This window comes from Microbulbifer mangrovi (assembly GCF_002009015.1).
In the GTDB taxonomy this organism is placed as follows: domain Bacteria; phylum Pseudomonadota; class Gammaproteobacteria; order Pseudomonadales; family Cellvibrionaceae; genus Microbulbifer; species Microbulbifer mangrovi.
Genome location: NZ_LZDE01000336.1, coordinates 1 through 18,767, shown reverse-complemented (window position 1 = coordinate 18,767; position 18,767 = coordinate 1). Strand labels below are relative to the sequence as shown.

12 protein-coding genes are annotated in these 18,767 nt (G+C 54.2%); 8 read left to right on the top strand and 4 right to left on the bottom strand.

Annotated features, from left to right (window positions below; all coding sequences use genetic code 11):
- Positions 1-17 precede the first annotated feature (17 nt).
- The 5 genes from tssC (at position 18) to tssH (ending at position 7,751) form a co-directional block, all read left to right on the top strand.
- The gene (tssC, locus tag B4U49_RS14705; RefSeq protein ID WP_078085363.1) at positions 18-1,523 is read left to right on the top strand and encodes a type VI secretion system contractile sheath large subunit; all 1,506 of its coding nucleotides are present in this window, start codon (positions 18-20) and stop codon (positions 1,521-1,523) included.
- Complete coding sequence (gene tssE / locus B4U49_RS14700) at positions 1,523-2,005, top strand: type VI secretion system baseplate subunit TssE (protein WP_078085362.1); 483 nt, start codon at positions 1,523-1,525, stop codon at positions 2,003-2,005. The genes tssC and tssE overlap by 1 nt, the downstream gene beginning before the upstream one ends.
- Complete coding sequence (gene tssF, locus B4U49_RS14695; RefSeq protein WP_078085361.1) at positions 2,005-3,834, top strand: type VI secretion system baseplate subunit TssF; 1,830 nt, start codon at positions 2,005-2,007, stop codon at positions 3,832-3,834. Before tssE ends, tssF begins: the two co-directional genes overlap by 1 nt.
- Positions 3,798-5,018 (top strand): type VI secretion system baseplate subunit TssG, encoded by a 1,221-nt coding sequence (gene tssG / locus B4U49_RS14690; RefSeq protein WP_078085360.1) that lies wholly within the window; start codon positions 3,798-3,800, stop codon positions 5,016-5,018. Before tssF ends, tssG begins: the two co-directional genes overlap by 37 nt.
- Positions 5,019-5,087: 69 nt before the next feature.
- A complete protein-coding gene (gene tssH / locus B4U49_RS14685; RefSeq protein WP_078085359.1) occupies positions 5,088-7,751 on the top strand; it encodes a type VI secretion system ATPase TssH in 2,664 nt (887 codons plus the stop codon).
- Between the two features lie 50 nt (positions 7,752-7,801).
- On the opposite strand, the gene B4U49_RS14680 is transcribed toward tssH, so the two are convergent.
- The 4 genes from B4U49_RS14680 to B4U49_RS14665 form a co-directional block, all read right to left on the bottom strand.
- A complete protein-coding gene (locus tag B4U49_RS14680) occupies positions 7,802-8,095 on the bottom strand; it encodes a PAAR domain-containing protein (RefSeq protein ID WP_078085358.1) in 294 nt (97 codons plus the stop codon).
- 54 nt (positions 8,096-8,149) lie between these two features.
- A complete protein-coding gene (locus B4U49_RS14675; protein ID WP_078085357.1) occupies positions 8,150-8,725 on the bottom strand; it encodes a DUF6931 family protein in 576 nt (191 codons plus the stop codon).
- A gap of 12 nt (positions 8,726-8,737) precedes the next feature.
- Entirely contained in the window at positions 8,738-10,615 is a 1,878-nt protein-coding gene (locus B4U49_RS14670) for a type VI secretion system Vgr family protein (RefSeq protein ID WP_239692652.1), read from the bottom strand.
- A 170-nt stretch (positions 10,616-10,785) separates the two neighbouring features.
- The gene (locus B4U49_RS14665; RefSeq protein ID WP_078085355.1) at positions 10,786-11,274 is read right to left on the bottom strand and encodes an Hcp family type VI secretion system effector; all 489 of its coding nucleotides are present in this window, start codon (positions 11,272-11,274) and stop codon (positions 10,786-10,788) included.
- Between the two features lie 594 nt (positions 11,275-11,868).
- Between B4U49_RS14665 and B4U49_RS14660 the strand changes: the two genes are divergently transcribed.
- The 3 genes from B4U49_RS14660 to B4U49_RS14650 all read left to right on the top strand — a co-directional run.
- Positions 11,869-14,445: a protein kinase domain-containing protein gene (locus tag B4U49_RS14660; RefSeq protein ID WP_158078634.1), complete on the top strand. Its 2,577-nt coding sequence runs from the start codon at positions 11,869-11,871 to the stop codon at positions 14,443-14,445.
- Positions 14,446-14,543: 98 nt separating this feature from the next.
- Positions 14,544-16,523 (top strand): ShlB/FhaC/HecB family hemolysin secretion/activation protein, encoded by a 1,980-nt coding sequence (locus B4U49_RS14655; protein ID WP_143735683.1) that lies wholly within the window; start codon positions 14,544-14,546, stop codon positions 16,521-16,523.
- 66 nt (positions 16,524-16,589) lie between these two features.
- Positions 16,590-18,767, top strand: a 2,178-nt coding sequence (locus tag B4U49_RS14650; RefSeq protein WP_158078633.1) for a filamentous hemagglutinin N-terminal domain-containing protein, incomplete at its 3' end; no start/stop codon positions are given.

The window sequence follows — 18,767 nt, the reverse complement described above, 5'->3', positions numbered from 1 at the left end:
TGCCTGCCTTGCCTTCGATGTCTTCCCACCAGAAGCCAGGTGACCCTATCCTGTTCGCCGAGTCATTGCTTCAGGGTGGTGGAAACCCGCTGCAGAAATTTCTGGACGAACCGGACGATCTGTTTGCATTTGAATATTGGCTGGATGCGTTCAGCGGCTCTGGTGATACCAGTCGGCACACTGTGCGCGAGTGGCTGAATCAGGTAATTGCGGAGCTGGATCTCCTGATTAGTGATCAGGTGAACGAGATTCTCCATCACCCAAAATTCCAGGAGCTGGAAGCGCGCTGGCGCGGCTTGTCGATGCTGATCTCAGAGACGCCGGCAGCGGACAATATTGTCATCAAGCTGCTGGATGTCAGTTGGAAAGATCTCTCTCGGGATATAGAACGCGCCCCGGATTACGATCAGTCCGGACTGTTTCATCTCGTCTATAACGAAGAATTTGGTACCCCCGGTGGTGAACCCTTTGGCCTGCTGATCGGTGACTACTATATTTCCCATCAGCCCTTTGAAGGCCATCCATACGACGACGTATTTACCCTGCAGGGGATCGCCCATACTGCGGCTGCTGCTTTCGCGCCGTTTATCTGTAGCGCGGCGCCGCAGCTTTTCGGCGTCGACAGTTTTGATGATGTCGCACGGCCGATCGATTTTTCCGAGGTTTTCCGCCAGAAACAGTACATTCGCTGGAACAGCCTTCGGGATCTGGAAGATTCCCGGTTTATCGGCGTACTACTACCGCAGGTTCTGATGCGGCAACCACATACCCGGGGTTTCTCCAATTACCGGGGCATTCGCTTTGGCGAAAGTGCTCAATCCTCAGATGCGAGAAACCATCTGTGGGGCAATGCGGTGTTTGCCATGGGCTGCGTACTGATTCGCGAGTTTGATGAAGTCGGCTGGTTTTCGCATATCCGTGGCGTAGCGCGGGATCATCTGGGGGGCGGTCTGGTTACCCAGTTACCGAATGTCCCCTACGGTGTCGACAGCAGTGCCCAGTCCATCAAGATGGCTACCTCCATCCTGATCACCGATTTTGCCGAGCGAGAACTCAGCGAACTCGGTTTTGCCTGCCTGTGTCACTGCTATGACTCGCCTTACAGTGCATTTAACAGCGTACCTTCATTGCAGCGTCCAAAGCGGTACAGCTCCAAATCTGCAACAGCCAATGCCCGAATCAGCGGGATGCTTCAGCAGATATTGTGTGCTTCACGCTTCGCCCATTACATAAAAGTAATGATACGCGACAAGGTAGGCGCCTACATGAATGCGGCAGATTGTGAGCGACAACTGCAGCATTGGATGGATCGGTATACCACCGGCCGAGAGGATCTCTCATGGGAAATGCTGGCACGCTATCCGTTGCGCGAGGCGCGGGTTCGGGTAATGGATGAGCCCGGAAAACCCGGAAGTTATCAAAGCGTCATTCACCTGAAGAGCCACTATACCGTCGATCACCTGGTGTCTGAACTGAAGTTGACCACTGCGTTGTCGCAGATCGGCGTGGGAGCGACCAGCTGATGAGTCAGTCCACACAAGAAAAGCGATTGTTGGCACCACTACTGGATCGCTTACTGGATTCCTCAGTCAATATGGATATTCACCGCCCCCATCAGGTGCTGAGACAGCTGCGCGAGGGTGTGAGGCGAGACCTGGAGTTCCTGTTCAATACCCGTTACCGATGCCTGTCCGCCCCGGAGGGACACGAGCATCTCGACGATTCAAATATCAATTACGGCCTGCCGGATTTATCCACGGTAAACCTCACTTCCGGAGAAAGTCGCCGAAAATTTTGCCGGGATATTGAGCGCACCATCCTCCGCTACGAGCCAAGGATCAGCTCGGTGAAGGTGAATACCCAGGAAAATATCGACGTCGAGGATCCGAGTATCCGCTTCCGGGTTGAGGCCGTGTTACATGTAAACCCGGCATCGGAGGTCATCGTGTTCGATTCCGCATTGAATCCGGTCACGCAACTGGTCGACGTGTCAGAGGTGCGATAATGACTGAAAAACTGATAGACCTTTACGAGCGCGAGCTGGCTTTCGTACAGCAGACTGCCGGCGAGTTTGCGCGTATGCACCCGGCCGCGGCGTCTCGCCTGCAGCTGGATACGGACACGGTAGATGATCCGCTGGTAGCGCGTCTGCTGTCCGGATTTGCGTATATGAATGCGCGCGTGCAGCAGAAGCTGAGCGATGATTTTCCGGAACTGACGGACGCAATACTGGAGACGCTGTATCCCCATTACCTGCGCCCGATACCCTCATGCTCGATCATTCAGTTTGAGCCCGAATCCGACCTGGATGGCATCGTCCATCTGGAAAAGGATCTTGTACTGGAATCCGAGAGTTTCCAGGGGCAGACCTGTCGATTTACCAGCCGTTACCCCGTAGATGTATGTCCGTTTCAGGCAGAGAGCGCCAGTCTGATGCCGAGGCCGTTTATCGCACCGGGCTGTAATGATGTCGCTGGCGCCAACGCGGTGCTCAAACTATCGCTGAAAACTTTCAGCGAAGATGTAAGCTTTGGTGAGCTCAAGCCAAACCGTCTGCGATTTTTCCTGAAGGGCCAGCCGAGTCATATCTACGATCTCTACGATCTGATTCTGACGAAATGTGTAAAGCTCGTCATCGCAACCGGGGAGGGGGACCCCAGCCCGGTATTTCTCGATGCGGATTCCCTGAAGCAGGTTGGGCTGGGTGCAGATGAAGGGTTATTGCCCTATCCGGATTCGGCATTTCTCGGGTACCGGCTGCTCACCGAGTACTTCGCGTTCCCGGAGAAATTCCAGTTTATCGATATAGATGGTCTCGAAGGGGTAATCAACGACAAGTACGGCGATACCCTGAACCTGTATATCTACCTGTCGGAGTCTCACGACGAGCTGGAGAAACAGCTGTCGCCGACCATGTTCTGCCTCGGCTGCACACCGGTGGTCAATCTGTTCAACCACAGCGCCGATCCGATTCCGGTGACTCAGGAACAGTACAGCTATCACGTTATTCCCGATGTACGTCGCAGTGATGGCCTCGAGGTGTATTCAATAGATGAGGTGAGTTCCACCAACGCCGGAGGGGAAACCACCCAATACCGCCCGTTTTACGGGATTCAGCACAGTAACGCTTCGGATGGAAAGTCCGCATTCTGGTATTCGCGTCGGCGGGATGTCGTCGAGGGTGAGCACCGCAATGAACAGGCTTCTGAAGTGGATATCATGCTGGTGGATCTGGATTTCAACCCGTACGACGCTGATCAGCAGACCCTGGGCCTGAAGCTGACCTGTACCAATCGCAATCTGCCGAAAAAGCTTCCATCCGGAAATGCCCAGCCGTATCTGTCTATCGTCGATGGTGATGCGCCGGCTAAACGGATCAGTTGCCCGGTTGCCCCTACTGCAACCATTCGCCCCCCGAGACGCGATCGCGCTTACTGGCGGCTGATTTCCCATCTAAACCTGAATCATCTGTCCCTAAGTAATACCGGCGGTGTGGATGTGCTGAAAGAGATACTGCGGTTATACGATTTCCGTAATTCCGGCAGTACCAGGAACATGATTGAATCGGTTCTGCAGCTTGAAACCCGTCCCATAACGGCGCCGATTCAGGTGGATAGCAGTGTGGTTTTGTGTCGTGGTACCGAGGTGACGATCGAGTTTGATTCGATGATGCTTTCGGGTACATCCCCGCTGCTATTTGCCAGTGTGATCGAGCGCTTCCTGGGGCTCTATTGCTCAATTAATTCCTTTACCAGACTGATTGCCAAGTTGAGTGATCGAGATGGAGAACTGAAAAGATGGCCTCCACGCGCCGGCGACAAAGCGTTAGTGTAATCCAGCGGCTGCGCGAGGAGCCGTATCGCTTTGAGTTTTTTCAGGCGGTGCGGACCCTGGAGCGCGCTGTTCTGATCGAGCAGCAGCGGGAAGATTCCGACGCTGCTGCAGGCGCCGTATTTGCTCGAGAACCTTTGGCCAGTGCTGCACCGCCAGCGAGGGAAGTGCTGCGTTTCAAGGCGCAGACCTCGCTATCGTTTGTCGCCTCTGATGTGATCCGAATAGAAGAGCGCGAAATCTCGGCACCATTCTCTACCCGACAGAGAAGCGATGGCGAGCGCGACAAGGGTAATCGGGATCCGCTGTATGCTGACGAATCGGCACCAGAGAAACAGTGGAATATGGAAGTCGGCTTCGGTGGACTGGTGGGTAGCCAGGGGGTTATGCCGTACTACCTGACCGAGGTAGTGCACCGTGAGCTTCGGGAAAAAAACACGGCGCTGCGGGATTTTCTGGATATCTTTCACCACCGCAATATTTCCCTGTTCTATCGCGCGTGGCAGAAATACCAGCTACCCGTAAATTTCGAATCGGCGAAACTGCGCAAGGCGCGAGAGCCGGATTTATTCAGCCAGGCGCTGGCATCCATTGCCGGGCTGGGTACCAGTGAACTCCGATACCGGATGCCAATCCCGGATGATGTACTTTACGGTATGGCCGGGCACCTGGGTCGGCAACAATGCTCTGCCGCCGCGCTGGAAAGCATGATTCGCCAATATTTCGGTCTGAAGGTTTCGGTCGAGCAGTTCCAGGGGCAGTGGGATGATTTGCCGGAGGACGTGCTTACCCGGCTGCCGGGCCCGCAGTATCCGTTGGGGGTCAATAATCGCCTGGGCACCGACACCATTCTCGGAACCCAATGCTTCCAGGCTCAGAATAAATTTCGCATAGTCATCGAGCCTCTGGACTACGAAGACCATATGGCCATTGCCCCCGGTTCTGAAAAACTGGAAGCGCTGAAATCATTTATCCAGTTGAGTGCCGGTATTGAGATGGATTTCGAGATTTCAGCCACTTTGTATACCAGTCAGGTATCACCGGTTCAGCTCACCGGAGATGACTGCCATCAACCACTCCTTGGCTGGAATACGCATATGGCCAGCGACCAGGATCAGGATGAAAAAGTGGTGGTTAGTTTGAGTGCAGACCAGATGTCACCGGAAGAGGCGTTGCCTGCGGCTTAGAATCGGAAGCCAGTTGCGACAGCGGTAACTTGTGAAAATAACAGGGAATAAACTGAGGGAAATAATATTATGATCAACGTAGATCTAAAAAGACTCGTGGATACCATGACGCCGGTCATGCGCGAATCACTAGAGGGCGCTGCCGGTCTCTGTCTGGCACAAAGTCAGTATAATGTCGAGCTTGAGCATTGGCTGCTGAAACTCCTGGACCAGTCTGATACCGATTTTTACCATTTGCTGGAAAAGCACGATGTAAACCCCTCGAATCTCGCCAAGCAACTCGCAGTTGCGATTGCGCGCTTTAAATCCGGTAGCAGTCGCCCTGCTGCGTTGTCGCCGAGTATTGTAGAGGCGGCAAAAAATTGCTGGATACTCGCTTCCATTGACTTCGGCCACCGCGCGGTGAGTTCCGGTCATCTGCTTGCTGCTCTATTACTGGAAGAGGCCTCCCGCCGTCAGTTGTTGGAGTCCTGCCCGGAGCTGAAAAGTATCGCTCCCGAGTCGATTCGTGAAACCGCACGGGCCATGTTCGGCCACAGCGGAGAGTCCAGTGCGGTAGCTGGTGCGGAGCATACCGCGGACGGCGCCCAGGTTGCGGTCGCCGCGAGCAAAGCTCCCGCATTGGACAAATACACGGTTAACCTGACTCAGCGCGCGCGCGACGGAGAAATTGATCCGGTACTTGGGCGCGATGAGGAAATTCGTCAGTGTATCGATATTCTCACCCGCCGCCGCCAGAATAACCCGATTCTCACCGGTGAGGCAGGCGTGGGTAAAACCGCCGTCGTCGAAGGATTCGCGCTGCGTATTGCCAGCGGTGATGTTCCGACACCGTTGCGTGACGTCACCGTGCGGACCCTGGATCTGGGTTTGCTGCAGGCCGGTGCCAGTGTAAAAGGCGAGTTCGAGAACCGCCTGAAATCGGTGATCGAAGAGGTGCGAGCCTCCGCGTCACCGATTATCCTGTTTATCGACGAAGCCCATACCATGATCGGAGCTGGCGGCAAGGAAGGGCAGGGCGATGCCGCTAACCTGCTGAAGCCGGCTCTGGCGCGAGGCGAATTGCGCACCATCGCCGCGACCACTTGGGCGGAATACAAGAAATACTTTGAACGCGACCCGGCTCTTACCCGTCGTTTTCAGGTGGTTAAAGTCGAAGAGCCAGACGAGCAGAAGGCAGTTGATATGATGCGCGGTATCGCGCCCAGCCTCGAATCCCACCACAAGGTACGTATTCTGGATGAGGCGGTTGTCGCATCGGTCAAGCTTTCACACCGTTATATTCCCGGAAGACAGTTACCCGATAAATCCGTGAGCCTGCTCGATACGGCATGCGCGCGCGTTGCGCTGAGTCAATCCTCTACCCCCGGGGCGATCGAAGATATTCAGCGCATTGTTGCCAGCACTACACGCACCATTGAAAAACTGCAGCGCGAAAATGCCGCCAGCGGCGTATACGAAGATGCGATCCAGCAACTGCAACTGGAGCAGCAGGAAGCGCAGCAGCAGCTTGACCGCTTACAAGGTCAACTGCAGCAGGAGCAGGAGTTGACCGCCGAGATCCGCACCCTGCGTGATCGCATTGACGAAGAGTATTCAAAGCAACTCTCCGGCAGTGAAGACACTGTCGATACCTCGGCACTGGAAGATTTCAAGCAGCAGTTACAGTCGCTCACCGAGCAATTGCAGCAGATTCAGGGGGATACACCGCTGATGCAATCGGCGGTAGATGAGCAGTCAATTGCGGAGGTTATTGCCAACTGGACCGGGATACCCGTCGGTAAAATGGTCAGCAATGAAATTGAAGCGGTGCAGACTCTCGCTGAACGACTCAACCGTCGGGTTATCGGTCAGCCCCATGCGCTGGATGCCGTTGCGCAGGCGGTGCGCACTTCCCGTGCAGGCCTTACCGATCCACGCAAACCGGTCGGTGTATTCCTGTTCTGTGGCACCAGTGGTGTGGGTAAAACCGAAACTGCGCTGGCGCTTGCGGACGAATTGTTCGGTGGAGAGCAGAATATCACCACCATCAATATGTCCGAGTTCAAGGAGGAGCATAAAGTCTCCATGTTGCTCGGGTCACCTCCCGGCTATGTAGGTTACGGTGAGGGCGGTGTACTGACCGAGGCCGCACGGCGCAAGCCATACTCTGTGATTCTTCTGGATGAAATGGAGAAGGCACATCCCGGGGTGCAGGACATTTTCTATAACCTGTTCGACAAAGGCACCATCAAGGATGGTGAAGGCCGCGATATTGACTTCAAGAATACGCTGATCATCATGACCTCAAATGCCGGTGAGGATGCGATTCGTGCGATCTTTAATCAGGTGGAAGAAAAGCCGGATCCCGAGGTGCTTCTGGATAATATCCGCCCGCACCTTTTGCAGAAATTTAAACCGGCATTCCTCGGTCGCGCCAATGTGATCGCCTATTATCCACTGGACGATGAAAACCTCGTGGAAATCTGCAAGATCAATATGCGACGCATCGAGAAACGTGTTAAGGAGCATTACGGAGCTGGCTTCAGTTACGACGACGATGTGCTGGTCAATATCGTTGCACGTTGTCAGGAAGCGGATACCGGTGCCCGGAATATCGAGGTAATTCTCAACCGGACACTGCTGCCGGCACTGGCTAGCGAATGCCTCGATAGAATGGCAAAGGGTGAAGATATTCGACAGGTACACGTGGGAGCCACAGAGGAAGGCGATTTCAGCTATTCTTTGAGCTGAGGTCAGATTGGTAGTAAAAAGCCCTGCTCTGCAGGGCTTTTTTTTACGGGTCAGCCGCCGATCAATACCGTCGGACAGCCCAGAATAATCACACCACCGTGCGCAGTGGAGTCACCCATGCGGGCGGCGGGCTTGTTATTGATCAGCACCGTGGCACTGCCGCTCACGATAGAGTCGGGTGGGCCAACGCAGGTGCAGGTGGTTCCCATATTGGCGGCGGGCATGTTGCCGATCAATACCGTGGGAGCGCCGGGGCCGAGGATAGGTCCTCCCACATGCGGCACAGTGCCGGTAACCATCGGGCAGGTGTGCATGTCGGTAAGCCTGGCTGCGGGTTTACTCATAATGATCTCCTGCACTCTATTGAAAAAGTTAGAGCCTGCTGCGCTCTATAATCCCTACGCGGACTTCCCGGTACCACCGCGCGCCAGATCCAAGCCTCTCTGTAAAAACTGTGCGAGCAGTTTCTCCGGGCTGATTGGATCGGTATGTACTGCGGCCAAAGTAACGCTACCGGCCACTGCATGGGCATACAGATGCGCCGGCGGCTCAATCGCTGGCTCTCCCGGGGCGGACAAGCTACCGTGAGACCAGGCGGCGGCAGTGGCCGCCCAGCTCGCTGCCGTTTTGTGGCGAGTCTGCTCTCCCAGCTGTCGACAAAGCTGGCGTCTCTCTTCACTCGGGGTTCTCACCCACCCCTCGGTGGCCGCCAGTGCATTGCGATTGAGTTCGTCCGTTTGGGCGTTCTGGCTGTCTTTGGCGCACAAGCATGCCCACCAGACAGATTCACGCTTGGGTAGCCCCAATGCCAGTAGCTTGATAGCGTCCGGGTAAAATCCGGCGTCCGCGAGCCGGTTGATACTCACCTCGGGCGCTGTGTCGGGAACCAGTAGGTGTTCCGCTTCCTCGGTGATCTCGAGGAATTGAAGTAGCTCGGCGGCAGTGGCAGCCTGCACTTTAACCAGGTCAGTCATGCTAGCAATCCATCAGTTGATTTTTGTAATGCCGCCTTTCAGGGTCAACATTCCCGAGGCGCTGACTTCAGCAGTTGCAGTGCCCTTGCATGTCACCTTGATACCCTTGATAGTGATGCCACTTTGCTCGATCTTGATACTGTTACCGCCTACCTTGAACTCGATTGATTTTTGGGAGGTGACGGAAATGGCTCCGTTAGCCTTGATCGTCTGTTTCCCACCGATATCGACAGACTGGTCCCCCTTGCCGATATCGATTGACTGATTCCCTTTATCGACCGAGATTGACTGGTTGCCGCTTTTCACTGTGACGGTCTCGTTGCCATCGGTAATCGTGATCTCTCGATCATTCTTTACTTCCAGTGATTGATTGTTCTCGATCTTGCCGCTCTGATCATTATGGATGAGGAAGGTGTGGTCTTTTCCTGCTTCCATATAGATTTCTTCGCTGTCCTTCTTGTCCTCGAAGCGAAGCTCATTGAATTTGCTGCTGTCGAACTGGGTTTTCCATCCACTTTGGGTGGCCGTATAACCGGGTCCGGTATTATCGCCGTTGTACACCGCGCCAGTTACCAGCGGGCGTTCCATATCCCCGTTGATATAGGTGACCACAACTTCCTGGCCCACCCGCGGAACAAAGTTCGCCCCCCAGTTCTTACCGGAAAACGACTGCATTACCCGTACCCAGCAACTGTTCTGCTTGGAGTTCCAGGGGAATTTTACCTTGACCTGTGTATAGGGGTCTTTGGAACTCGCTGCCTCCGTGGCTTTCACACTGAGTACTTCGGCCACCTGAGGGGCATGTATTTGCTTGGTGCCAATAAATGGATCGGGGCGTGGGGTCACCTTGTCCGGGATACAGGTGAAGGTGTTCTTGAAGTGCGTATCATCGCTGTTGCTGTCCGTGGCGGTGATACGTACAGATGTGAGCAGGTATTTTCCTTTCTCAGACTTGATGGTGTGATCGAGCTGAAAACAACCGCCTGCGGCCAACGCCGGGCAGTCGCTGCTGCCGTGTCCGATGTCAAAGCGACTTTCCTGGGCCTCAATCGCCCGCTTTGCGAGTTCTTTGTGGTAGCTGTCCTGAAATGCGTGCTCGGAATCGCCGGACACCTTGAAGTGATTGATGCCGTATATATTTTGGATGTAGTCGGTCACGCCATTCAGTTTACTGGCTGTTTTGACCGACTGAACGTTGTCCTTACCCGGGGTGAATTCGTTGTAGTCCTTCAGTTCATAGCCGCCGCCGTGATAGTTGAAGTCCCGGTGCCAGCTGCTTACAGAATTCTTGCGCGGATGGCTGCCACCGCCATCGTATTCGACCTTATCAGTGATACAGTCATAGTAATCTTTATGGTCGTCACAGATAACCAGTTCGTGTGCGCCACTTTTTTGTGTGAAATAGTAGGAGATCCCTTCCTGAGACATCAGCCGGTGAATGAACTGGAAGTCTGTTTCATTAAACTGGGTGCAATACTCTCGGGTGATGTATTCTGCGTTCATTTTATCGCTGAATTTGATCACGCTACTGTATTCACCGAGGACCTCCTTGATGATGTCCTTCGCTGATTTTTTTTCAAAAATCCTGTTTTTCCCGCCAAGGTTGGTGAACCAGAGTCCAGGCTGTATTACAGCAATATACAGGCGCATCCCTTCTGAATTCACGTCATGCATTGAGAAGTGCGTGACGTATCCGTCGATATACCGTTCTTTTTCTGCGTAGTGAATACTTGCCGTGAATGGTTTTCCCACGATATCTGCCTGCTCGATATCGTGATTCTTGGAGAGTAGCTTTAGCTGGTAACGATAAGGTTTGGATATGTGCTCTTCGCCGTGTAATGCAGTGGCGATAAAAGTGTCTTTGCCGATCGAACAGTTTGTTCGGATCATGCGTTTGTCTTGATTTATGGAAGACATAACAGCCCCAAATCCCTATAGGTGCCAGCAGGTACTTTGATTCAATCGCACAGGTAAATCGTTGCACTATTGAAGCGTGCGAACGTCAAAAGCCGGTGTGCGTGGCAAGTGCCACACACGCCGGCTCGGGTCGGATAAACCGATTACAGCGGAGTTGCAGTAGACAGGTCGTATCCCACACGCATGTTTTTCGGGTTCTTGTTGGTCTTGTCGGCGTGGTTGAGGTCGGCTTCAATTTTGGAGAAGCTCAGGGAGATAGCTTCCTGGGGCGCGCCACCGGAAGAAGCAGAAATGCTGTAGGAAGAGATGATGACGTCTTCCAGGGTGTAAACCGCAAATTTCTCAACAGAGTTTGCACCGGTCTGTACAACGTGGATTTCTACCTTAACGCCTTCATCACCGGTCACGGAAGCCTTGAACAGGCCGCCGGAAGCTGCGTCGATGCGCTTGGTTACGGTTACTTCGCTCAGGCTCGGGCGAGAAGCTTCACGGTTGGCAACTGCGCCCGCTTCCATGCTGATGCCGCGGCCTACACCGAAGTTAAAGCTGTCAACTTCAATCCAGTTCTCATAGCCCTTGGCGGTTACGTTGCCGGCAGGAGCATTGCTGTTGAAGTTCATGTAAATAGCCATTGTTAATCCCTCAATATTTTATGGACACGATGGTGGATATTCCTTTACCGCCGTAAAGCAGTAACCTGGGTATTGCCGAATTGGCAAGCGGGATGGATTTAAGCAGACGCAAATGCAAAAAAAAACCGTTGGATACAATTTGCTAATCGACTCTGGCACGAATTGTTTGGCTTACTAATACAGGGCTGCATGGTATGTGGCGTAGGCTAAATGCACTCTGGCACGAATTAATTTTCTTGACCTTGTTTGGTTTAGGATGATTTCTGCTTCTATCCGACTCTGGCACGATTTAACGAAAATACTTGGTACGCATTTCCATAAAAGCGAAGGTTTTTTCCTTCATATTGGTACGGCCGTATCAGTTCCGGAGGTGTGTGGGTATGCTGTAAGAAAATGTAATGAGGTTTCGACGGTTTCTCGCGGTCCTTCAATTGTTGCGGCAATATGCCTCCGTTATACTTCGCGCTTCTTTTGTGCAGTCTGGACCGCCCGTGCCATTAGCCTTTACCGATTTAAAGCGGTAAATGATCGCGCCGGGTGTCACGCATAAGTGGAAAAGGGATTTTCTGCAACGTTTACGCCAGGGAGATGGTAGTGAGTGACAAGACCCGAATAGTCAAGAAAGCCGGCGAGAATCTATCTGCGTGCGATGATTCTGATGTGACGGTTTTTGTCGGTCATGAAAATACCGGGGCGAATGATCATCCCCCGATCGGTTCAAATCCGGGGCTGGTACCTTCCGGAGCCCCGGAGGAATCCCCGCCAGGCACCGATGCGACCGTTATCGTTGATTCCGGAAATCCGTCGTCGGCACGCGCCAAGCCTTATGGCGCCGTACACTTCGAGCCCTCCACCTCTCGGGAAGGGGCGGTAACCAAAACCGTCATCAAAGGCCGCTTCGAGCTGGACAAGCTGCTGGGTGTCGGTGGTATGGGTGCTGTTTACAAGGCGCTCGATCGACGCAAGCTGGAAGCCAGTGATAGTGATCCCTATGTGGCGATCAAGCTGCTGAACGAAGACTTCCAGAAACATCCCGACGCTTTCATTTCCCTCCAGCGCGAAGCGCGTAAATCCCAGACCCTGGCGCACCCCAATATTGTGACCGTGTACGACTTCGACCGCGAAGGCGACCGGGTATTCATGACCATGGAGTTTCTCGAAGGGGCACCCCTCGACAAGCTTTTGCGCGAGTATGCGGATGTGGGTCTCGACAAAGAGCGCGCATCAGCGATATTGCACGATGTATCGCAAGCCCTGATCTATGCGCACTCCCACCGGATCGTGCACTCGGACTTCAAGCCGGGAAACATCTTTGTTACCGAGAAAAAGGGCGCCAAGGTTATTGATTTCGGTATCGCACGGGCGGTATCGGAGGGCGGTATTGCCAGCAAGGCCGGTGAGCAGACCATATTTGATGCGGGCACCCTGGGTGCCCTGACGCCGGCCTATGCCAGTTATGAAATGCTCAAGGGTGGTGAGCCGCAACCCACAGATGACGTCTATGCACTTGGCTGTGTCGCGTATGAACTGTTCAGTGGCCGGCATCCGTATAACAAGGTCCCTGCTGACAAGGCGTTCGAGCGCAAGCTGAAGCCCAAGCGCATTCGTTCCCTCAGTCGCCGCCAGTGGCGTGCGCTGGAATCCGCGCTGGCATTCGAGCGGCAGCACCGCACGGTAACGGTGGATAAATTTGTCCATCAGTTTTTCGGCAAGGCGGGCTGGAAATGGGCCTTCGGCGGTCTCTTCATAGCCACCCTGGTAGCGGGGGGCGTCGGTTACTCCCACCTCGAGCAGGAAAACGTGGCCGAGCAGCAGCGGGTGAAGGTGGAGTTGGAGCAGAAGCTGCAGCGCGAGCTGCTCGAGCGCCGTATTGCGGACAAGCGCGAGGCGATCAATCGCCTGCTGGGACTCAGTGTTCTTACCCCGTCCTGGGAGCGCGATCTGCGCGTAGAGCTTGATGAGTACGTCGATCTTAACCCTGCCGATGTGGCATTCCCCGAGTCCATTCATCGACAGGTGTCCGACCTGTTTATCTCGGCGGCCACTGGTCAGTTGACCCTCGGTAATCTGGAGCCGGCAGAAGAAATGCTTGGTCGCGCTGCCAGCTGGAATGAGCAGGTTGAAGGTGCTGAAGAAATTCGCGGACAGTTGGATCAGGAGCGTGAAGAGCTGCGCCAACGTCTCGAAGATGAGCGGATTGCTGCAGAGCGCGAAGCCGAGCGCCTGCGCCAGCAAGAGCTCCGTGAGCAGCGGCAACTCGCCGCCGCCGCCCTGCAGCGCAAGGTCGACGTCGTGCTTGATGATATGGAGTCCGCACTGAATTGTGGGTTCGGTATGCAGGTCTCAGCGATCGACAGCGCACTTGGCCGTCTCGCCGAGCTGGATAGCGCCAAGGCCGCGGTACTCCGCCCGGTACTGGCTGACGAGCTTACCGCCTGCTTCGGGCGACTGGCGGTGAAAAGTCCCGAGCGCACCGCCGGGCTGCTTCAGGAAGCGCGCGCGATTCTGCCTGCGCAGCGCCCCCTGAATGAATTCGATATCGACTATTGCGCGCATCTGCGCCCGGGCAGCGGCGCACGCGGTGATCGTTACACCTGTGCCGACCCGATGCAGGCGGGAGGGTTTGGGCCGCAAATGGTGGTTGTCGCTGGTGCTTCTGGCAGACCGCTGGCAGTCGGCCGTTACGAAATTTCTAACAGTGAGTTTGCGCGTTTCTGTAAGGCCACCAGTAGTTGTACTGGTCTGCAGCTCGATAACGGCGCTCTGCCCGTACATAACATCTCTCGAGAGCAGGCCGAACAGTATATCCGCTGGCTGAGCGCGGAAACCGGGCGTAGCTACCGTCTGCCCAGCGAAACCGAATGGTTTGCGGCAGCCAGTGCTAATGGCCAGCCGGAAGTTTCCGACCGCAATTGCTCGCTGCGATATGGCGGTATCGAGCGAGGGCTGGAGCTGGTTGCCGCCAACGCAGGTAAGGCCAACCCCTTCGGCATTGTCAATGCCGTGGGTAACGTCCAGGAGTGGGTTATCGGCATGGACAAGCAGCTGATTGCGGCGGGCGGCAGCCGTCTGGATGCCATGAGCCGCTGTCTGGCCACCTCAAAAACACTGCACAGCGGTACTGGTGACGAGATTACCGGGTTCCGTATCGTGCGCGATCTGGTGCGCTGAGCACCGCAAAAAAACATAGCGATCAGCCGACGACAGAATAGCGCTGCGAGTGGCAAATCAGTCTGTGGATACATCTGGCATATTCCAAGGGGGGAAATGTGGCTTTGTTCAATAAGGGATTATTAGCGGTCTCGGTGGCGGGATTGTTGCTGACTGCGGCAGAAGCGAGCGCGCAGGACGGCGACAGCGGTTTCCGCAGTCGGGTGCGCCAGGCTTTTGAACAGGATGTACCCCATGTAAACGACACGGATGTGTCGGAAGAATTCGAGCGTCGCGCCAAGGAAGCCCGGGATCCGAACTTGGATACCGATATTCCAGAGGTCTCCGGGCGTGAAATCGGCCCGCGTATCTCGGTCAAGAAATTTCGCTTCCACCGCCTGGAAGAGTACCCGGAATTCGGTATCGACCGCGAAACCGTGGAAGCGAAAGCCGAAGAGCTGCGCGTCCAGTACATGAAGGAAGACAAGATCGTCGCAGCCGGTTACACCGTCGACAATCTGAAGGAAATCGCGCTTTTGCTCGACGGTATGGGCGCGCGGTTTGCGCCGGAAAACCTGGGGCCGAGGGAGCTGCGCAAGCTGGTCAATACACTGGAGCGCCAGAACGCCCAGCGCGGCCTGAGCTATGTCGATCTGGAAGATATTGCCGCTGAACTCACCCGTTTCTATCGCCAGCAGGGATTGTTCCTTGCGCAGGTACAGATTCCTGCACAGGAAGTGCAGGATGGCGTGGTGACCTTTTCTGTCCAGGAGGGCGTTCTCGGGCAGGTGTCGGTACACGATAACCAGAAGTACAGTGAGAAGCAGCTGGCTGCCGCCTTTTCTTCGCAAAAAGGTGAGTTGGTCAATCACGACAGTATCGAAGAATCCCTCTACCTCTTGAATGACCTGCCGGCACTGAACGTCACCGGCTATTTCAGCCCTGGCGACAACCCGGGTGAGACCCGTCTTAACCTTAAAGTGCGCGACGAGAGCGACTGGCGCCTGGTTACCCGTATGGATAACCACGGGTCTACCTTTACCGGAGACAACCGGATTTTTACCGCCGTCGACTGGTTCAACCCACTTGGAATCGGTGATGAGCTGACGGTGGGTTATCTGAAATCTTCCGGTATTGATGAATTCGACTCCGGATTCGGTTCGAATCTGGGGCAGTTGAAATACAGTCTGCCGCTGTTGAGTCCGCGCACACGCGTGCAGCTTTCTGCTGATTACAACAAGTTCAAAATCCATAATTCTGAAAATAAAGATGACTTCATCAACTTGCTCGAGCTGGAAGGTATCAACGAAAACTATGGCCTGAATGTGGAGCACAAGTTCCGACGTTCGCGAGATTTCAATATCACCGGCAACTTCGCAATTACCGATAAGAAAACCGAAATAATGGCTGCCACTCCTATCCTTGAGCGCTGGGATCAGGCGCTCGGTGGCGAAGCCGGTATCTATGTGGATCACCTCTCCGGTGGCAGCATCCCCATGTTGAACGTGGTCAACGCCAAAATACAGTACGGTGAGCTGAACAGTTACTCGGGTGAAACTGATCTGGAATCGGACTCTGAGTTTGAAAAGTTCGCAGCGGAAACTAGTTCGCTGCTGTTTTTACCGATGCCGCTGACCGATTCCCAGTCGCGTCTGATCGTAAAAAGCCGCTGGCAATACAGTGAAAATACCCTGCCGTCGTTTGAGCAATTCTCCCTGGGCGGCGCCAACGGCGTGCGCGCGTTTGATGTACGCGATTTCTCTGCCGATCAGGCTGGTCTGGTCTCCGCCGAGTGGTATCCGTCCTTCCCCGATGCAATCAACCCCAGAATCTTTGGTAACCGCCTGAATGATATGCTGCAGGTGGCCGTGATTGCCGATGCCGGCTATGGCGTCGTGAACAATTTTGAAGAAGATCTGAACAACGACTGGGCAGCCCTCGCGGGCGCCGGTTTCCTGTTCAAGTTCAGCTGGAGTGAAAACTGGGCGAGCCAGTTGTCAGTGGCCTGGCCGACGACCTCGAAATCATCCATTGAGGGCACCGGAGACGATGCCGACAATCCCACGGTATACGCAGACTTTTCCTACTTCCTGCAGTAATCAGACTTCGAATTTAATGATATCGGCAGCGCTGCGGCGCCGCCATGGAGCTAAGTGGCAAGAATCATGAATATGAAAAGAAATTTGCTTTCTGTTGCAGTAAGTTTGGCGGGAATTGGGTTGTTCGCCTCCCAGTCGGCGAGTGCTGAACCGGGTGCCATTGAAAATTTTACGATCGACGGTGCAGACCTGGATGCGGATGCTATTACGGCTCTAACCGACACTAGTGTTACTGACAAAACGAAATACACGATCGATGGTGATTTTGCAAAAATCGACTGGACATCGTTTGGAATTGAAGAAGGAAAAATTGTTGAGTTCCTGTTTAATAACGGAGCCACTTTTGATCCTTCCGCGATGGTGATAAACAAAGTTCTGAATGGCACAACCGATATCGCGGGGGCAATTACTTCAAATGGTCACGTGGTATTGATAAACCCGCGGGGCGTACTTTTTAGTGAAAAATCTTCTGTTAATGTAGCTGCACTTACTGTGGCTTCGATGGACGCAGATAATTTTGGTCCAGATGGGAGCTTCGAGTTCTCTCTTGCCGAAGCCGCAGGCGAGATAAGTGTGGCCGCGGGTGGCGAAATTTTCGCGCCTAGCGGTATCACGTTAATTGGCGCCAGTGTGACCAATGCCGGCGATCTGACCGCAGCAGAAAATGGCGAGCTGGTCAGCGGTAATATCAATTTCCATGCCGGCGAGAAAATGACCCTTACCCTGGAAGGGGGGCTTGTTACTGGCGTTGCTATCAGCGAAGAGGCTGCCGTAAACGAGTTTGGCGTTGATTTTGGGGTTATAAACTCCGGCCGTCTCGAAGCAGTCCAGGTGGTGATGGAGGCGCGCGCGGCTGATTCACTGCTAAGTGCAGCGGTAAACAACACAGGCACTGTAATCGCGACCGGCATCGATACCAGTGGAGGCACGATCACCCTGGGAGCCTACGGGCCAGGTTCTGCAACGATTGACAATAATGGATCCCTGACCGTCAGTAACGGTGAAGTTGAGAATGCCGTTGCCGGAACAATTAACGTTGCCGCCAAGGAAATTGTTCTGGGGGCCGATAGTGCGTTGATTGCGGACGCAAATACCTACACCAATACCGATACCGACCCGGTTACGGTGATTGATACGGTGGCGGATGGTGGTGATATCACCGTGAGCGCATCTCAGAGTCTTACTCTGGATGGAACTATCAGTAGCACCGGTAATGGTTCGGGTAGCACCGGCGGTACCGTCAAAACCATCTCTGAATCGTCCATTTCTGGCGCATCCGCGGTGTCCGTGGTTACCGAAGATGGGGACGCTGCTGACGGTGGTGAGTGGCAGGTTACCGCCCAATCCGTGGCACTGGACGGTGTTGACTGCGCCGACAACTGTATCAGCTCTGCCGCAGTCGTTGGCGCACTGGATGACAACGCAACGGTAACGATTGATGCGAATGCCGAGGCTCTTACCGTTGAGGCGGGTGTGGTTTGGAGCGGGGAATCCTCTCTTAAACTCGAATCTGAAAACACTGTGGCGCTGGCCGCCGGTCAGGCAGTAACCGCTAGTAATGGCAGCCTGAATGTAATAGCAGTTAATGGTTTCAGCAACAACGCAGATGTTGATGTCGGAAATTTCTCATTGGATGTGGGCGCGCTAAATGTTGCAGATGAAAGCTCACCAACTGTTAGTAGCCTCGGCGATCTCCAGTCCGCAAATACTCTGGCCATAACCAACCTGGGCGGAAATCATCACTTTGATGTCAGCGCCATTTCCTCAATTTCGGAAATTGAATTGAGCGGCGGTGTAACAAACCTTAAAAGTGATTCGTCAACAAGTATTGCATCTATCACAGATGCCGATGGCGTTGTGGTTGGTGAAGGAGTCACGCTCTTTGGAAATAACGGAGCTGATGGTGTTGCCGACGATGCGTTCATCCTATCTGTCGATGGGAAAGTTGAATACGATGACGTGATTTTTGAGAATCTCGATGCTGTGAATGGTCTCGGGGGCCTGGATACTATTGACGCTAGTGCCTTCAGTGTGGGAGTCAGTCTTACCGACACCGCCGGTGAGCTGGACGCCGATGGACTGGTTATTACCGGCATAACAGAGATCACCACCGGCACACTGACTGGTTCAACGAACCAGGAATCCTTCGATCTGGCTGCCGACGCTACTCTGAGCGTCGACACTTACACCGGGTATAAGTTCTACGGCGTTACGAACCTGAACGGCAATGGCGGCTCCGATAGT